At 34.5% G+C, this 13,824-nt stretch carries 11 protein-coding genes; 10 read left to right on the forward strand and 1 reads right to left on the reverse strand.

Annotated elements, in window-relative coordinates:
* The first annotated feature begins 56 nt into the window (after nucleotides 1-56).
* From NYR53_RS03835 to NYR53_RS03855, 5 genes are all read left to right on the forward strand, one after another.
* Complete coding sequence (locus NYR53_RS03835) at nucleotides 57-932, forward strand: phosphoribosyltransferase-like protein (protein ID WP_261304007.1); 876 nt, start codon at nucleotides 57-59, stop codon at nucleotides 930-932.
* Nucleotides 933-936: 4 nt separating this feature from the next.
* Nucleotides 937-1,266: a hypothetical protein gene (locus NYR53_RS03840; protein ID WP_261304008.1), complete on the forward strand. Its 330-nt coding sequence runs from the start codon at nucleotides 937-939 to the stop codon at nucleotides 1,264-1,266.
* 182 nt (nucleotides 1,267-1,448) lie between these two features.
* Complete coding sequence (locus NYR53_RS03845) at nucleotides 1,449-2,519, forward strand: reverse transcriptase domain-containing protein (RefSeq protein ID WP_261304009.1); 1,071 nt, start codon at nucleotides 1,449-1,451, stop codon at nucleotides 2,517-2,519.
* Nucleotides 2,520-2,955: 436 nt separating this feature from the next.
* Nucleotides 2,956-4,842 carry an AAA family ATPase gene (locus tag NYR53_RS03850; RefSeq protein WP_261304010.1) on the forward strand — a complete coding sequence of 629 codons (1,887 nt, stop codon included), beginning with the start codon at nucleotides 2,956-2,958 and terminating at the stop codon, nucleotides 4,840-4,842.
* On the forward strand, nucleotides 4,839-6,029 hold the full coding sequence (locus NYR53_RS03855; RefSeq protein ID WP_261304011.1) for a hypothetical protein: 1,191 nt from the start codon (nucleotides 4,839-4,841) through the stop codon (nucleotides 6,027-6,029). Before NYR53_RS03850 ends, NYR53_RS03855 begins: the two co-directional genes overlap by 4 nt.
* Before the next feature lie 589 nt (nucleotides 6,030-6,618).
* Here the strand turns inward: NYR53_RS03855 and NYR53_RS03860 are convergent.
* Nucleotides 6,619-7,578, reverse strand: a complete 960-nt coding sequence (locus NYR53_RS03860) for an FRG domain-containing protein (protein ID WP_261304012.1) — start codon at nucleotides 7,576-7,578, stop codon at nucleotides 6,619-6,621.
* A gap of 589 nt (nucleotides 7,579-8,167) precedes the next feature.
* Between NYR53_RS03860 and NYR53_RS03865 the strand changes: the two genes are divergently transcribed.
* From NYR53_RS03865 to NYR53_RS03885, 5 genes are all read left to right on the forward strand, one after another.
* Nucleotides 8,168-8,464 carry a helix-turn-helix transcriptional regulator gene (locus tag NYR53_RS03865; RefSeq protein WP_261304013.1) on the forward strand — a complete coding sequence of 99 codons (297 nt, stop codon included), beginning with the start codon at nucleotides 8,168-8,170 and terminating at the stop codon, nucleotides 8,462-8,464.
* 21 nt (nucleotides 8,465-8,485) lie between these two features.
* A complete protein-coding gene (locus tag NYR53_RS03870) occupies nucleotides 8,486-9,652 on the forward strand; it encodes an SPFH domain-containing protein (protein WP_261304014.1) in 1,167 nt (388 codons plus the stop codon).
* 16 nt (nucleotides 9,653-9,668) lie between these two features.
* Entirely contained in the window at nucleotides 9,669-10,253 is a 585-nt protein-coding gene (locus NYR53_RS03875) for a hypothetical protein (protein WP_261304015.1), read from the forward strand.
* 46 nt (nucleotides 10,254-10,299) lie between these two features.
* Nucleotides 10,300-11,055, forward strand: a complete 756-nt coding sequence (locus tag NYR53_RS03880) for a hypothetical protein (RefSeq protein ID WP_261304016.1) — start codon at nucleotides 10,300-10,302, stop codon at nucleotides 11,053-11,055.
* A 136-nt stretch (nucleotides 11,056-11,191) separates the two neighbouring features.
* Nucleotides 11,192-13,813: a hypothetical protein gene (locus NYR53_RS03885; protein WP_261304017.1), complete on the forward strand. Its 2,622-nt coding sequence runs from the start codon at nucleotides 11,192-11,194 to the stop codon at nucleotides 13,811-13,813.
* The last annotated feature ends 11 nt before the right edge of the window (nucleotides 13,814-13,824 follow it).

Consider the following 13,824-nt stretch of genomic DNA (forward strand, 5'->3'; position numbering starts at 1 on the left):
TTTTGAAAACAAGTATAATCGGTTTATATGACAAATAATTTAAAGAAGAGCGAGTAATGAATCCCAATAAGAAAAACATAAAACCTGGTGCGATATTAAAATTAAAAACTGTCTTTCAAAAGCATGCTTGGGTGGTTGAAGATAATTCTCTTAATGAGGCCAGTTTATTTAATCGGTTCTGTTCTATTTTAGGGGAATTAGACGAAGAGCAACAAGAATTTATTATTGAACTTACCAATCGTTTCGTATGGCTTAGATTTGAAAACTATTACAAACATTTTGATTTTATTTTTCAAAATATATTGCAAAGTCAGACGTTTAGCTTGAATAATATTACAAACATATACTTTGCGCCTTTAATTTTACCTGAGGACAAGGGGAAGACTAAAAGTTCTACTATGGTGTTGTATATGCTTAAAGGTAACAACACTCTCCGATACAATGCTACATACGCACAGAAATTGTGTAAATACTTTGAAGATCTTGATTTTGATGCTGATTTGGTCAATAAGCAACACAGTATTTTATTTTTAGTAGATGATTTCATAGGTACAGGGGAAACAGCTAGTACTGCAATAAACTATTTAGTTAATACAACTGGAGTTCAACAAAATAAAATTGTTGTTCTATCCATAGCTGCTATGAAACATGGTCTTGAAGAAGTCTCAAACATGGGTATAAAAGTTTTTACAGCTTTTGAATATGATAAGGGCATAAGTAATTATTATCCTAGTCACGAAGCAGCTGAAAAGTTGTTTCTTATGAAATCTATAGAGAATAAACTATCTCCTAAAGTTGTAAAAATAAACGAAAATGAAAGACTAGGGTATAGAGGCTCAGAAGCGTTAATTACTCTAATACGTACACCGAATAATACGTTTCCAGTTTTTTGGAAGCAAAACAAGAAAAGAATTGCTCCATTTCCGAGGTGAACAAGTGCAAAGTCAACAATGGAAAAGTGAACATTTACTATTATTGCTCCATATTATCAAGAATAATGGCAATGTAGAAAACCTAAGGAATCATGGATTGGATTATTCACAAATTGCAAATATGCTTAGTAATGCTATAAATGATAATTTAGCCAAGTACGATGACATAGAATTCTCATTGACAGAAGAGGGGGCACGAAAGTTTGAGGAGCTTAACAAACTACTGAATAGAAAAGCCTATGAGGCAATGATTAGTCCACAAACTGAGTACAGAATGGACAAGGTTGATAAATATGAGATATACTTACCTAAAGATATTAAAAACCTTATATAGCTCCTATTAGATGCATTGTGGGTTTTATACCACGAGTTTGGCGAGTCGCCAAGCTAAGAAGGACCTTGCTTTCGAGCCTAAAGGGCCGGTAAACTCTTCTCTCCGTCGGAGACTACGTTACGAGTTTTGAAGATATTTAATATTTTAGATTGGGTAATAGGAGCTAATATAAGGTGGAACACATGAATTGGGAAATGTATAAAGATAAGTTTTATTACCTTGCAAAATTCTCTGGTAAAGATGAATTATACATACAAACTTGTTTAAGTTATGCAGAGAAATTGTTTAGACAAGGTCTCCCAGTCATATACGATCTAGAGCATCTCTCAATGTTAGTTGGTTATAAAGAATCGTATATTTTAAAGGTATGTAATAGTCAAAGTTATTTCTATAGGACATTCAAGATACCGAAAAAAGTTAAAGGTGAATATAGAGAGATCTCAGAGCCATTGCCTAATTTGAAAAATATACAACACTGGATTTTAAACGGAATTTTATATAACCTTTCGCCAAACCCTCACGCAAAAGCATATAGGCGTGGCTATTTTATAAAGGATAATGCAAAGTATCACCGCAATCAAAAAACAGTCTTAACTATTGATATAAAAGATTACTTTGTATCAATCGGTTTTAAAAAGGTACTTAATTTATTTATGAAAATTGGTTACTGCAAATCAGTAGCAGTAGCGTTAACAAATCTGTGTATTTTAAATAATGGACTCCCACAAGGAGCACCTACAAGTGCTATGCTATCTAACCTAACGACTATAACGTTAGATGAAAAGATCTCTTACTATACTTCTCGACGTAAAATTAGATATACACGTTATGCTGATGATATGACCTTTTCTGGTGATTTAAATGAAGATAAGGTCATTAAATTTATTAATGAGGTACTACGTTCGGAAGAATTTGTGGTTAATGAACAAAAAACAAGAACGAGACATCGTAATCAACAACAGGAAGTAACAGGAATTGTAGTTAATGAGAAGCTTCAAGTGTCGAGAGGCTATCGCAAGTCACTTAGGCAGGTCATGTATTACATAAAGAAATATGGACTTGAGAGTCATTTGCGTCATACGTTCGAATTTGAAACTAATAAACGACATTATGTTTATCAGTTACTTGGCAAGGCAAATTTCATTTTAAGTATCAATCCCAATGATGTAGAAGTGAAAGAATATTATAATTATCTTAAAGAATTATTGGAAATACTTAAGGATAATTATGATGGCGATAAAATTCTTAGCTAACCCTTTTCAATTACAACCTCAAAAAAATAATATACAAAAATTTATTATTGAGCGATTCATACTGCCTAACTCAAGACTACTGGGAAGTCATCCAACTTCTCCTGCAATCTCTCAAAAAGCTAATGGCTCCCGTGAAACGGTGTATATTTATGCTTTACAATAATAAAGTTCACACCATTTCTCAATAGATTGTCGGTCTGAAAATTATTGATAATATCACTTGATGATAAAATGGTGTTTATGTATAGTCTTATATACACTATTATTAAGTAAACGAAGTAGACCTAAGCAGCACTTGAGTATTTCAAGGTGCTGCTTTTTATTATGGAGGGTAATGTAAAATATTCTAGAAATATAAGGGTGCAGGATATAATCGTTGTTTTCTTACAGATCTTTAATTAATACTTTTATCACAAAACGTATGAGGTGCCTAAAATTGATACTTAACTTTATATGGATTGACCAGTTCAAAGGAATTAAGGAACAGGGACTAAATCTTAATAGTCAAATTAAGATTGACTTTGATAAAGTTCGTGGAAATCTAAATATTACCAATAATACCCTATACATACCAAATTTCTTCTCTGTTAATAACTTGGAAAACTCTAGGTATAGTCAATTAGCAAAAATAGAAAACATATGTGCGATTGTCGGTGAAAATGGTACTGGAAAGACCACTATACTTGACTATATTAAGATGATTTTTTCATCCGAATATTACAATACCAAAGGTATATTGGTTTTGGAATTTCTTTTTGACAATGAATTAAGAAAGTGCATCTTTCATCATAAAGATATACAAATAAAATCAGGAAACTACAAAGAATATGGATTTAACCTTTACACATATGAACAAGCTAGAGAGCTTTTTTCTTTTATTGAGAAAGATACTTCAATTATTTACTTTTCTAATATTTTTGATTCAAAAAGAGAAGTTGAGGGAGGATGCCTAATTAATTTATCAACAAATTATTTATTAATAAATCAAAATGGTTTTAGTGATAACGTAACGTTGTACAGAACCAAGGAGATAGAATGGCAGGTGAATTTTTTCGTTAGAGCAGGTTCACTGTTAAGATCTAAAGTTCCTTTTAATGCACCAGATTTCTTAACAATAAACTTTATTGACAGTGGTTGGTATAAGGAAAATACTTTGTTCAATATAAGTCGGGAACCACTAATTCCACAATTATTCTCAAAATTTGTTGATAATCTAAATAACGATTTTAACTTAGAGCAGTTCCCAAAACAATTAGCCTTTGCCACGCTTAGGCACATATATGTTGAACTTATTAGGTCTGATTTGGAGGAGAAACTTCACAACGTACTAGCAGAAGCAGCAAAAAACTTTAAACCAGGTCCGAGTAGAAATAATGCTGAAATTGTTTTTGATTTTCTTAAATCATTCGAAAACCATCTTGGTTCACTTCATAAACAATATAGAAGTACAGAAACAGAGACCAAAAAATTACTATCATTAATTCAGGGATTAAACAAGTTCATATACTCAATCTTAAAGGCTCATAAATCTGGTGAAATAAGCATTGATAGAAATGGTTCTGTCAAAATTGCACTCAAAGAAGCTATTCTTGCTGATCTCCTAAGAAATTACGGTAAGTCTGTAAGTGTTGACGAATACCTTACTTTCGATTGGCGAGAATTAAGCTCAGGCCAAAAAGCATATTTAACCATTTTCTCTCGTTTCTACAATATCATAAACAGAAGGGGGAATATCCTAGGGGGGAATGTGTTGATTTTGCTAGATGAAGCAGAAGTATACCTTCATCCGCAATGGCAAAAGGAATTATTGCGGAACATAATAGACTTTTTTTCTATTGCGTTTAGAAAGAGAAATTCAAACAAACAGAAAAGACTACAAATTATTATGACTTCAAATTCACCATTTATCGTATCGGACCTACCAAATACCAACATTATTTTCTTAAAAGATAATAATGGTGAAACGGTTGTATCTTACGGATTAGATGAATTACCTCAAACATTTGCATCAAATATTAATGGTTTACTAGCCCATACTTTTTTCTTGAAAGATGGGGTTATAGGTAGCTTTGCAAAGGATAAAATAAATGAAATTATTCATCTTCTTATAAATGGGACCGATGCTGAGATAAAAATAAAGAAAAATTTCATTGACAAGTCAATACGAATAATTGGAGAACCACTAATCAAAAATAAACTTTTTCAGATGCTTGAAGAACGTATGGTTATTGATTTAATGGGTATTAGAGGAGAAATCAATTCTCTTGAAAAGGACTTAGCTCTAATACAAGAACGACTAAAAAAGATTGAGGGCAATCAATGATAAAAGTTGAACGAGAATTTCTAAATATTCTATCTGAAAAACATTATAATGACTTCTTTATTGCGAATAACAATAGTCATTTATTGAATGAACTTTATCGAAATGAGAAGAATCCCGATAAGAAATCATTCTATTACGATATTATTGATAATATACATGATATTATTACCGGAGCACCCACTCGACTTAGGGAATTAATCGAGTACCTTTTTGGTCGACACGAACGGATAATGTACGCCTTCACATTCTATAATATAGAAAAAAAATCAATTAGTATTGATATTAGAAATATCAACAGACGTATCGCTACGGCTAAAAAGAATATAATAAAATATTCTCATGCAAAAGATACTCAAAAATTGTATTCAGTTAAATTAGTTGTTGAGACAATAAAAAAATACCAGAAGTTGAAATATGCTGAAGATTTAAAGAAACATAGAATGGTGGCGGAGGAAATAATAAATGATTTTTCAGAGATATTTAATTATGAAGCATTTACAAGTCAACCAAAGCATGCTTGGGGAGCATACACTCTTGCCAATGAGTTACAAGTAAATGTTTGTCCTTACTGTAATCGTCAATATACTCATACATTTGTTGGTGAAGAGGGCGGTTCAATGCGCCCTCAATTTGATCATTTTTTTGCTAAGTCAATATATCCATTTTTTTCTATTTCCTTCTTTAACTTAATTCCCAGTTGCTATATTTGTAATTCGAGTTTTAAATCAGACAAGGATTTTTATCTTGAGGAACATATAAATCCATATGAGGAGGGTTTTGATGATAAGGTTAAATTCTCCGTGCAATTCTTAAAAGGCAGTAAAACTAAAATTGATTATGTCTCTCTTTGGTTTACTCCCCATTCCGAAGTTTTTAGATTACGTTTAATAGATTCGTACAATGACAAAGATTTTTCTAAACGTGCAAAAGGGAGTATAAAAACCTTCCATCTCGAAGAAATCTATGAACAATGTCATAGTGACTATGTTTCTGAATTGCTAATAAAGTCTAGGGAGTACAACGAGGATGCAATAGATTTCTTAATGTTAGCATTTAGAGACTTATTCGTTAGAAGAGAAGATGTAATTAGGTTAGTTACCAATAACTTCGTTGCTTTAAATGATCTAGGAAAAAGACCTCTTGCTAAATTAACGAGAGATATTACCAGAGAGTTTGGCATACAATAGATAGTCTACTGGTTCCTGTATATTAGGAAGGAATAGAACTTGTCTAACTAAGGGATTCAAAAAAGTTAATTTAATTACACAAAATAACCACAGGGGAAATGTCCCTTGTGGTTATTTATTAAAATATAATTACTCTCTTCATTTGTTGTATCATTTCCATTTTTCTTAGAACGAAACATCTCGGTATCGAACAGATACCCTCATTGTACTCAAAACGTATTCATTCAATTTTTCTAGAAGTTTAAGTAGATCGCAAAAACACAGTGCCTCATCATGAGTTTAAGCGTAAGCAGTGAAGACTTAGCTGTACAGTTACAAGTATGATGTTTGAACCATACTACATGCACCCATTTGTCGCCAATTTAATTTGGTATGGAAAATGGGAATGGAAGTAGTTCAGGCGGACTTTTCTAACAAACTTACCTCTGTGAATTCAACTTATGTAGTTAATCATCCCTGTAGATTTGATGTTATTTAACAAAAGCTAAAGCCCTCAGAAGGTGCTTTAGCTTTTGTTCATTTATAGTGCTATTAATAAATCGTGAACTCGGATATGCGAAATAAACAGGGCCCTTTAATAAATATAAAGTTACAGGAGTTCTAAACGTTTCATATAGTGTTCCATCTCCTCTTTTCCGATTTTTGGTGTAAAATTATTATATTTAACCATCTGTTTTAAGCTGAGGGATAGCCCTTCTAGACCTGGATACATTTGTTCATGTGTTATTTTTTCTTTTTGTGTTAGAACTTTTATAAAATTTATTAAATTCTCTTTTTTAAAGATAAATTTCTTGGCTATAGACTGTCCCTGGTAATACCCATTATCTATTTCATAATGTTTAAGAATGTCAGAAACAGTAAGATGAGGCTGACTTGGTACAATAAAAACTCCTTTTTGTGCTCTTAATCTTTTATTTAAAATAAGTGGTTCGAATACATTTATAGTTTGGTTTGACATATCAAGATCAAAATCTTCCTGACCGAAGGAGCTATCTATTTGATTGCGAAATTCAATATCACTTTTGTAACTATCCCTACCCTGACTTTTCTCCAAACCAAACTTTTTTTCTATTTTCCCCCAATATATATCCTCTAGTACTTTTGTATTTAGTGCATAAACACAAGAGTCTTCTTCTAAAGTTGCTCCATCAAATGCAAAGAAAGAAGCTATTTTGGGACATCTAGACCAATCCTGCAGTCTTGTTGGGGCCCCATAGTGTTGCATTACTGATAAAAGAGAGTAAGCATGGTCGTTATATGTTATGTTGTCATTTCTTATGGTTATGTCTGCGTAATTATCATATTTATCATAAAATTCTTGTACAAGGAATTTTTCAATATAAAAACCGTCAATTTTAAGTGATATTGAATCCAAATTAGCCAAAGATTCCTTCAATGTCCTATAAAAAGATGTGGATAAATCATAGCCTACTGACTTTTGCCCTCTAAATATCCAATTTTTATCAAGTAGAGAGGTTGCGTTTATGTAATCTATCCATTTAAATATGTCTTTTGTTTCCCAAATACTTTGTTCTTCTACCTCTAACATAAATATTTCCTCCTACAATCTCTTCTTTTTAACTTCTATTTTATCCTCGAGTCTATTCTGGTGTATAGATGAATTTTTAATTGGGTGCTTAAGGATATGTTTTGTTAATTTTTATAACTTTTTATTCAATTCCTATTTTGACCTGTTTTATCTGATAGTAAATAGGGAGGTGCCGCGGTACCTCCTGCTTTGTTGTGGGAAATAATGAAACATACATAATGCAATTATAAATGATACAAACATGACTCTGTGGCGAAGATTAGTTTTTCAAAACATACATAATGCATTTGTATATTTCATCAACTAGCAGGATTCACAAACAAGTTGTCTTAAAAATTAGATGGTTGGTATACATTTATATATGACTATAGAAAATTACACAGATAATGAATGTAAGTGGTGCTTTGAATAGAATGGCAGAATTATTTTAATAGATCCAGTGGAAAACTATCAATACATAAAACATTTATAGTTTATTAATGTAAAATCGAGGCACATTTTGTCAAAAATTAGTTGACACCATCGAAAGTGTAATATATTATGCACATATAAGAATATAGTACCATAAACATAGGAGAAATGACCTAATATGCCCAAAGGACTTGATGCTGAAACCAAAGACGAATTCATCAAGAACTTGACTGAGAACCTTCCTGTTTTAAGAGCTAAACTAGGAATAACACAGGCTGAGCTTGCCGATAAAATTGGCATTAGTAGACAAACATTGATAGCAATTGAAATGGGTAAAAGGGTTATGTCATGGCATATGTTTGTTACCTTAACACTTTTTTTTCTGCAAAATGAATCAACCAAAATGCTATTGCCCGCAGTTAATGTTTACAATAAGGAACTCATTGATTTCTTTAATTATGAATCTGATAAATAAGGAAAGGAGGGGGATCTAGTTATGGCACTTTTCGATAGAATCAAATATGACGGACCCTCGGGTGGACATCCATGGCTTGTTTATAAGTATCCGTCTGAAGAATTCACACTGGGCTCCCAGCTTATTGTGAATCAAAGTCAGGAAGCCCTTTTTCTTAAAGGAGGGGAGGCCCTCGATCTATTTGGTCCTGGGACTCACACATTAGTAACGGGGAATTTGCCGCTCTTAAATAAGCTGGTAAATCTACCCTTCGGCGGACAAACGCCTTTTACTGCAGAGATTTATTACCTTAACAAAACTTCACGCTTAGATATGAGGTGGGGGACTTCCGTACCATTTCCGGTTGAAGACCCGAAGTACGGTAATTTGATCTCAGTCAGGGCTTTTGGACAATATGGCATAACGGTATTGGATTCTCGTCTATTTGTGTCCCAACTGATAGGTGCAATGAACGGTGGTCATGTAACCGATTATGAGATTGTAACGAGATATTTTGATGGGATTATCAATAGTAAAATTAAAGAAATTGTAGCTTTCTATATGATAGAAAAGAAGATTTCTTTTTTGGAGATAACATCCCACATTGGTGATCTTTCGCGCATTTGTAAAGAAGCCATTAATGAAGAATTTGCTAGATTCGGCGTTGAAATATTGAATTTTTATGTAGAGTCGGTGAATGTACCCAAAGAGGATACGGAGCAACTCAAAATATTGAAGGAAAAAAAGGCTGAGTTGAATATCCTTGGAGAGGATTATTATAGAAGACGTTCATTTGATGTACTGGAAAAGCTTGCTGATAATCCCTCATCAGGTGGCATGGCTAATGCGGCAATGGGGTTAGGCATGGGTTTGGGGGCTGGCGCTGCAGCTGGTGGGGCATTTGCTAATATTGCTTCGAACCTTAATGCGGCTGCACCGACGAACAGCACTTCCAATAATGTTAGTCAGGGACAGACGATTTGCCCCAAATGTGGTGAACATAATCAATCGGGTATGAAATTCTGCGGTAGTTGCGGAGATAAACTACAAGTAACTGTTAGTTGCACCAAATGCGGGTCACAAGTTCCTGCCGGCATGAAATTTTGTGGGGAATGTGGTCAAGCGGTTGGCAATAAAAAGTGTAATCAGTGTGGTGCGGAGAGTGCGCCTACAAGTTCTTTCTGTGGCAACTGCGGAAGGAAGCATTGATGGGAGATGACAGTAAATGAGCGAAGAGGTAGTCATTCATGAATGCCCCCAATGTGGGGCACCGGCACAGTTACAGAGCAACGTTTGTCAATACTGTAAAGCCGAGTTTCTGATCAAATCACTAAATGGTTTGAATAGTTTCAATAAATTAGGAATTGATAAGTACATAGCAAGTTACAAAAAAGCAGCAGCTACTGATCCAAATAATAACGAAATCAATGCAGCACTTGGAATGTGTTATTTAAAACTTGGGTTATACGACTTTGCATCTAAATTTTATCTGAAGGCCATAGAGGATATGGTCGAAAATAGTGATGTATACTTTTATGCGGCACTGAGTCTTTTAAAGGGCAAACGGCCTTTTTTATCGACACTCTCTGTAATTAGAAAAGCTGAAGAGTTACTGGAAGCTGCGGTAAGTCTCAATCCTGCTGAGGGAAAGTATTACTATGCACATGCCATAGTTAAGAATGATTTTTATCATAAAAAGTGTATCAACACTTCTCCTGATTCTCAAAGTCTGTTTCAAAATGCCAATGATGCAGGATTCAGTGACGATGATAAACAGATGATCGTTGATTACATGGCCGTATCATTATAATAACTAGGTAATTCGTATTTATTAAAAATATATTGGAGGAATTTGCATGAGTCAGGTCGATCGTAAATTAGTAAAAAATTATTTCACCAAGAAGTTTCCAGTTTGGACCGTAGTTGTAGGCTTAATTGGTTTAATCACTCTCTCAGGAAGTGCGCTCTTTGGAATTATTCTTCTTGCAATCGCGGGTGCAGGTCTCTATTTCATGTACTTCGGTAAAGCTACTGCAACAGACCAACAAGTTGATGAAGCTATTCAGCAGGATTGCTTGGGAGCTGTTGAACGCGGTAGAGATAAAGTTGGTATTGTTGAAGAAATGGAGTTAAAAGAGCCAATTGTTATTAAGGGTGCCTATTATAAGCATGTAAATAACGAGACTCGTCTCCTTTACAAAAGAGGTGGCGATGGACAATTGAGATTTTCTTTGGGTCAAATTACCGTTTTCTATATTACTGAAAACCAACTTTACTGTTACACGAGAGTTATCGATTTTTGTACAGGTAGTACATTTACTGAAACAACAGATGAATATTTCTATAAAGATATTGTTTCCGTTGCAACATTATCTGAGAAAATCCAAGTTTTGAACGAAAAAGGTTTGCCTGTTACAGATAAGAAGACCAATCAACCCGTGGTTCATGATGTTGAGGTGTTCAAGCTAACAACTTCTGGTGGCACTTCCATTCAGGCTAATGTTCAAGATAGAACGGCTATGTCTGAAAGAAAAGGCCTTATGGATATTTCAATGGTTGAAGAACAAATAAAAGCGATGAGAAACATACTGAGAGAGAAAAAAGCGGTGTAATAACCAAACACTTTGTCCACCAATAGGTTTGAGCCGTTTATTGCTAGTCGAACCTACTGAAACCGTATTGGTGGACATTCTTATCCTGCTGTGTTCGATATATCTTACAATATATAAAAACCTTGGAGAATAAGCGATGAATCAATCCTTGAAAAAAGGAATCTTAACCATAACATTTATACTAATGGTCCTAGTGCTGTGCAGCTGTGGAGCAAGAGTATCTACGAGCTTGACGATGAATAAGGATTTCTCTGGAGAAAGAGTCATTACTAGCGTTGTAAGCAAAAGTGAAGTTAATGACAAGTTTAAAGGCGGAACGAACAAAATCGATGAGATTTTAATCAACTACCTTCCTCCAGAACTTACCTACACAAAAACAGAAGATGCAAACAATTTTACTTATACACTTCGTTTACCCTTTGCATCCTTAGAAGAGTACAAACAAAAGGTGAACAAACTCATCGGTAGGGAAGCCAAGATACTCGTGTCTACGCCAAACAATGTGTTTGCAAGCGGCGTGGTGGTTTCCGAAGATTTTAACAGCATAGACTTATTGGAATGGTTTCGTAAAGCTGTTGAAAATGAAAAGCTAGTGGACGATACAACAAAGCTATGGGAACTTGGTGATACGAGCTTTACTTTTAACGGAAAGCCCTATTTGACTGGGGCGAACATCAATATCAACGATATTATGAATTACCCCATAGATAAAATTAGTGTCAATACGACGAAAAATGTCGATGGCAGTTTCTCTCGAAACATTAAATATGTGATTCCTAACTCTACATATAACGCTAAAACAGAAGATATTAATAATTTTATGAAAAGTATTGTTCCTCAGGGTGATACAGGAGCTTGGACCAATGACAATGGAAAAACCTTTACGATCACATATAACGCAAAAGATACCGCCGAACTGTCCACTAAAACCTCAACAGCTTTAAGCTCAAAATTAGGCAGCCTGAAAGAATCAAATATAATTGGGAAGAACCCCTTCCATAAGTACATGGAATTGTATGAGAATTTGGATTTCAGTGCTTTTGCTTCGGACAGTCGAAATCGAGTCAATATTGAGTATAAATATATGGCTGCTGGTAACGACAGTACGGTTGCTCAGAGAAACGGAGACAATGTTCCAACAAGTAATACAAATACTTTTGTTGGAAATGTTCGTACAGGTACGATGGAAATCCGGTTAGTTACTGAAAGGAAGTTTCCGGTTAGTTCCATTCATGTAACAACAGCCGTTCAATCTGCTACTCAAATTAGCAAACATGTAACCGTAACCTACGCAGACAATGTTCCTAGTGAAGCGGGAGACATTGCCAAACTGTATGTCGACTCCCTGAATATCCCGAATCTTACATCCAGTGTATCCGCCATTAAAAGTGGACAACAGGTATTCGAATTCGGTATTAACGGAAACATTCAAGAGGTAAATGGGGTATTAACGACCTTATTTGGTAAAGGAAATGCCATTCAATATAGTTCCCAGAAGTATCATCTGGTGTTTTTGAAAGGAAATTATACGGAATCAGTCAATTTGACTGAATTTATGTCTAGAATCGGTTACAACAAAGATTTGAATTATACCATCAACGGTAATGCCGGTGAAACAATCAAGCAACTATCAATTACGGGCAAGAGTTTACAAAAGGACATTGGGAAGAGTTATACGACTTCAATTCCAGCTAGAGCTAACATCAGTTATACGGGTAGTAAATTGTATTGGACTGGTGTCCTTCTTGTAGTCGTCATTTGTCTAATACTCCTGGTGGGTGTTGCATTTGGTCTCCTTTTACTAATAAAACGGCTCTCGACTAGAGACGGTTTAACGGACAAAGAACTCAAAGCTCTTGTTGTGCACTATGGCGGTATTGCATGGCGTAAAACCATCGCGTTATTCGTCTCGTTGAAGGAACTTGTTATCTCATTAATACAGATATCGGATAAAGCGAGAATGCCGGTTGTGTACTATTTTCACGGTTCGAAATGGCCAGTTGTTCTTGTTCTCTTAACGATTCTCCAAGTTCCAAGAGGACTAGGTGCTTTGATTGGCAAATTGTTCTCCGTAGATCATCTAGGTTTGACCTTCTCAGTCCTGACTTTAATCGCTGCCCTGGTATGGTTTCTTGTAGAAAGATTTAGAGTTAATGCTAAATCGGAGGCGTTGATCGATTCGTTCATCGAATCTGACCTTAGAAACTTTAAAGAAAGGGCCTTGCTTAAGTTGGGGGTAGTCGAGGAACAAGTTTGCTTAATCGATCAGATCAAGGTAACGGGTCCTTATAACGGCTTTTCGGATTCTGAAATAAAAAGCTCCCTGTTTCGCAGCGTTCAGAAATATGTCATGGGCTTGTTGACGTACATGACAAAGTTAGTTCTAAAAAACGGTTCCGACGATAAGATCAGATATTCTTTGGTGAAAGCGCAAATTTATTTGTTTAACGATACTCAAATTTATGTGTATGAGGTTTGTTACGATTTATGTAACGGTGAGATATTCGAGGAATCGACAATGGAATACTTCTATCAGAATGTGGTTAATGTCTTAACTGGCGAAAAACTGGAAGAAATCATAACAAGAAGTGGGATTATCAAGAAAAGATTTGAGTTTTTCAAAGTTATGGTTTCGTCTGGTGAATTCAAATATGCATTGGTGGATACAGAGAGATCTATTTTGGAAAATCAAGTCATGGCTATGAGAAATCTTATTCGAGATAAGAAAAATAGTAGTAAACAAAGAAAAGTTTCTTAACTAATAACATT

The organism is Paenibacillus andongensis (genome assembly GCF_025369935.1).
Taxonomy (GTDB): Bacteria; Bacillota; Bacilli; order Paenibacillales; family NBRC-103111; genus Paenibacillus_E; species Paenibacillus_E andongensis.

Bases quoted from the DNA above. Each gene is read 5' to 3' on its own strand.
- NYR53_RS03835 (WP_261304007.1), top strand. From the start codon at position 57: ATGAATCCCAATAAGAAAAACATAAAACCTGGTGCGATATTAAAATTA.
- NYR53_RS03845 (WP_261304009.1), top strand. From the start codon at position 1,449: ATGAATTGGGAAATGTATAAAGATAAGTTTTATTACCTTGCAAAATTC.
- NYR53_RS03855 (WP_261304011.1), top strand. From the start codon at position 4,839: ATGATAAAAGTTGAACGAGAATTTCTAAATATTCTATCTGAAAAACAT.
- NYR53_RS03860 (WP_261304012.1), bottom strand. From the start codon at position 7,578: ATGTTAGAGGTAGAAGAACAAAGTATTTGGGAAACAAAAGACATATTT.
- NYR53_RS03865 (WP_261304013.1), top strand. From the start codon at position 8,168: ATGCCCAAAGGACTTGATGCTGAAACCAAAGACGAATTCATCAAGAAC.
- NYR53_RS03870 (WP_261304014.1), top strand. From the start codon at position 8,486: ATGGCACTTTTCGATAGAATCAAATATGACGGACCCTCGGGTGGACAT.
- NYR53_RS03875 (WP_261304015.1), top strand. From the start codon at position 9,669: ATGAGCGAAGAGGTAGTCATTCATGAATGCCCCCAATGTGGGGCACCG.
- NYR53_RS03880 (WP_261304016.1), top strand. From the start codon at position 10,300: ATGAGTCAGGTCGATCGTAAATTAGTAAAAAATTATTTCACCAAGAAG.
- NYR53_RS03885 (WP_261304017.1), top strand. From the start codon at position 11,192: ATGAATCAATCCTTGAAAAAAGGAATCTTAACCATAACATTTATACTA.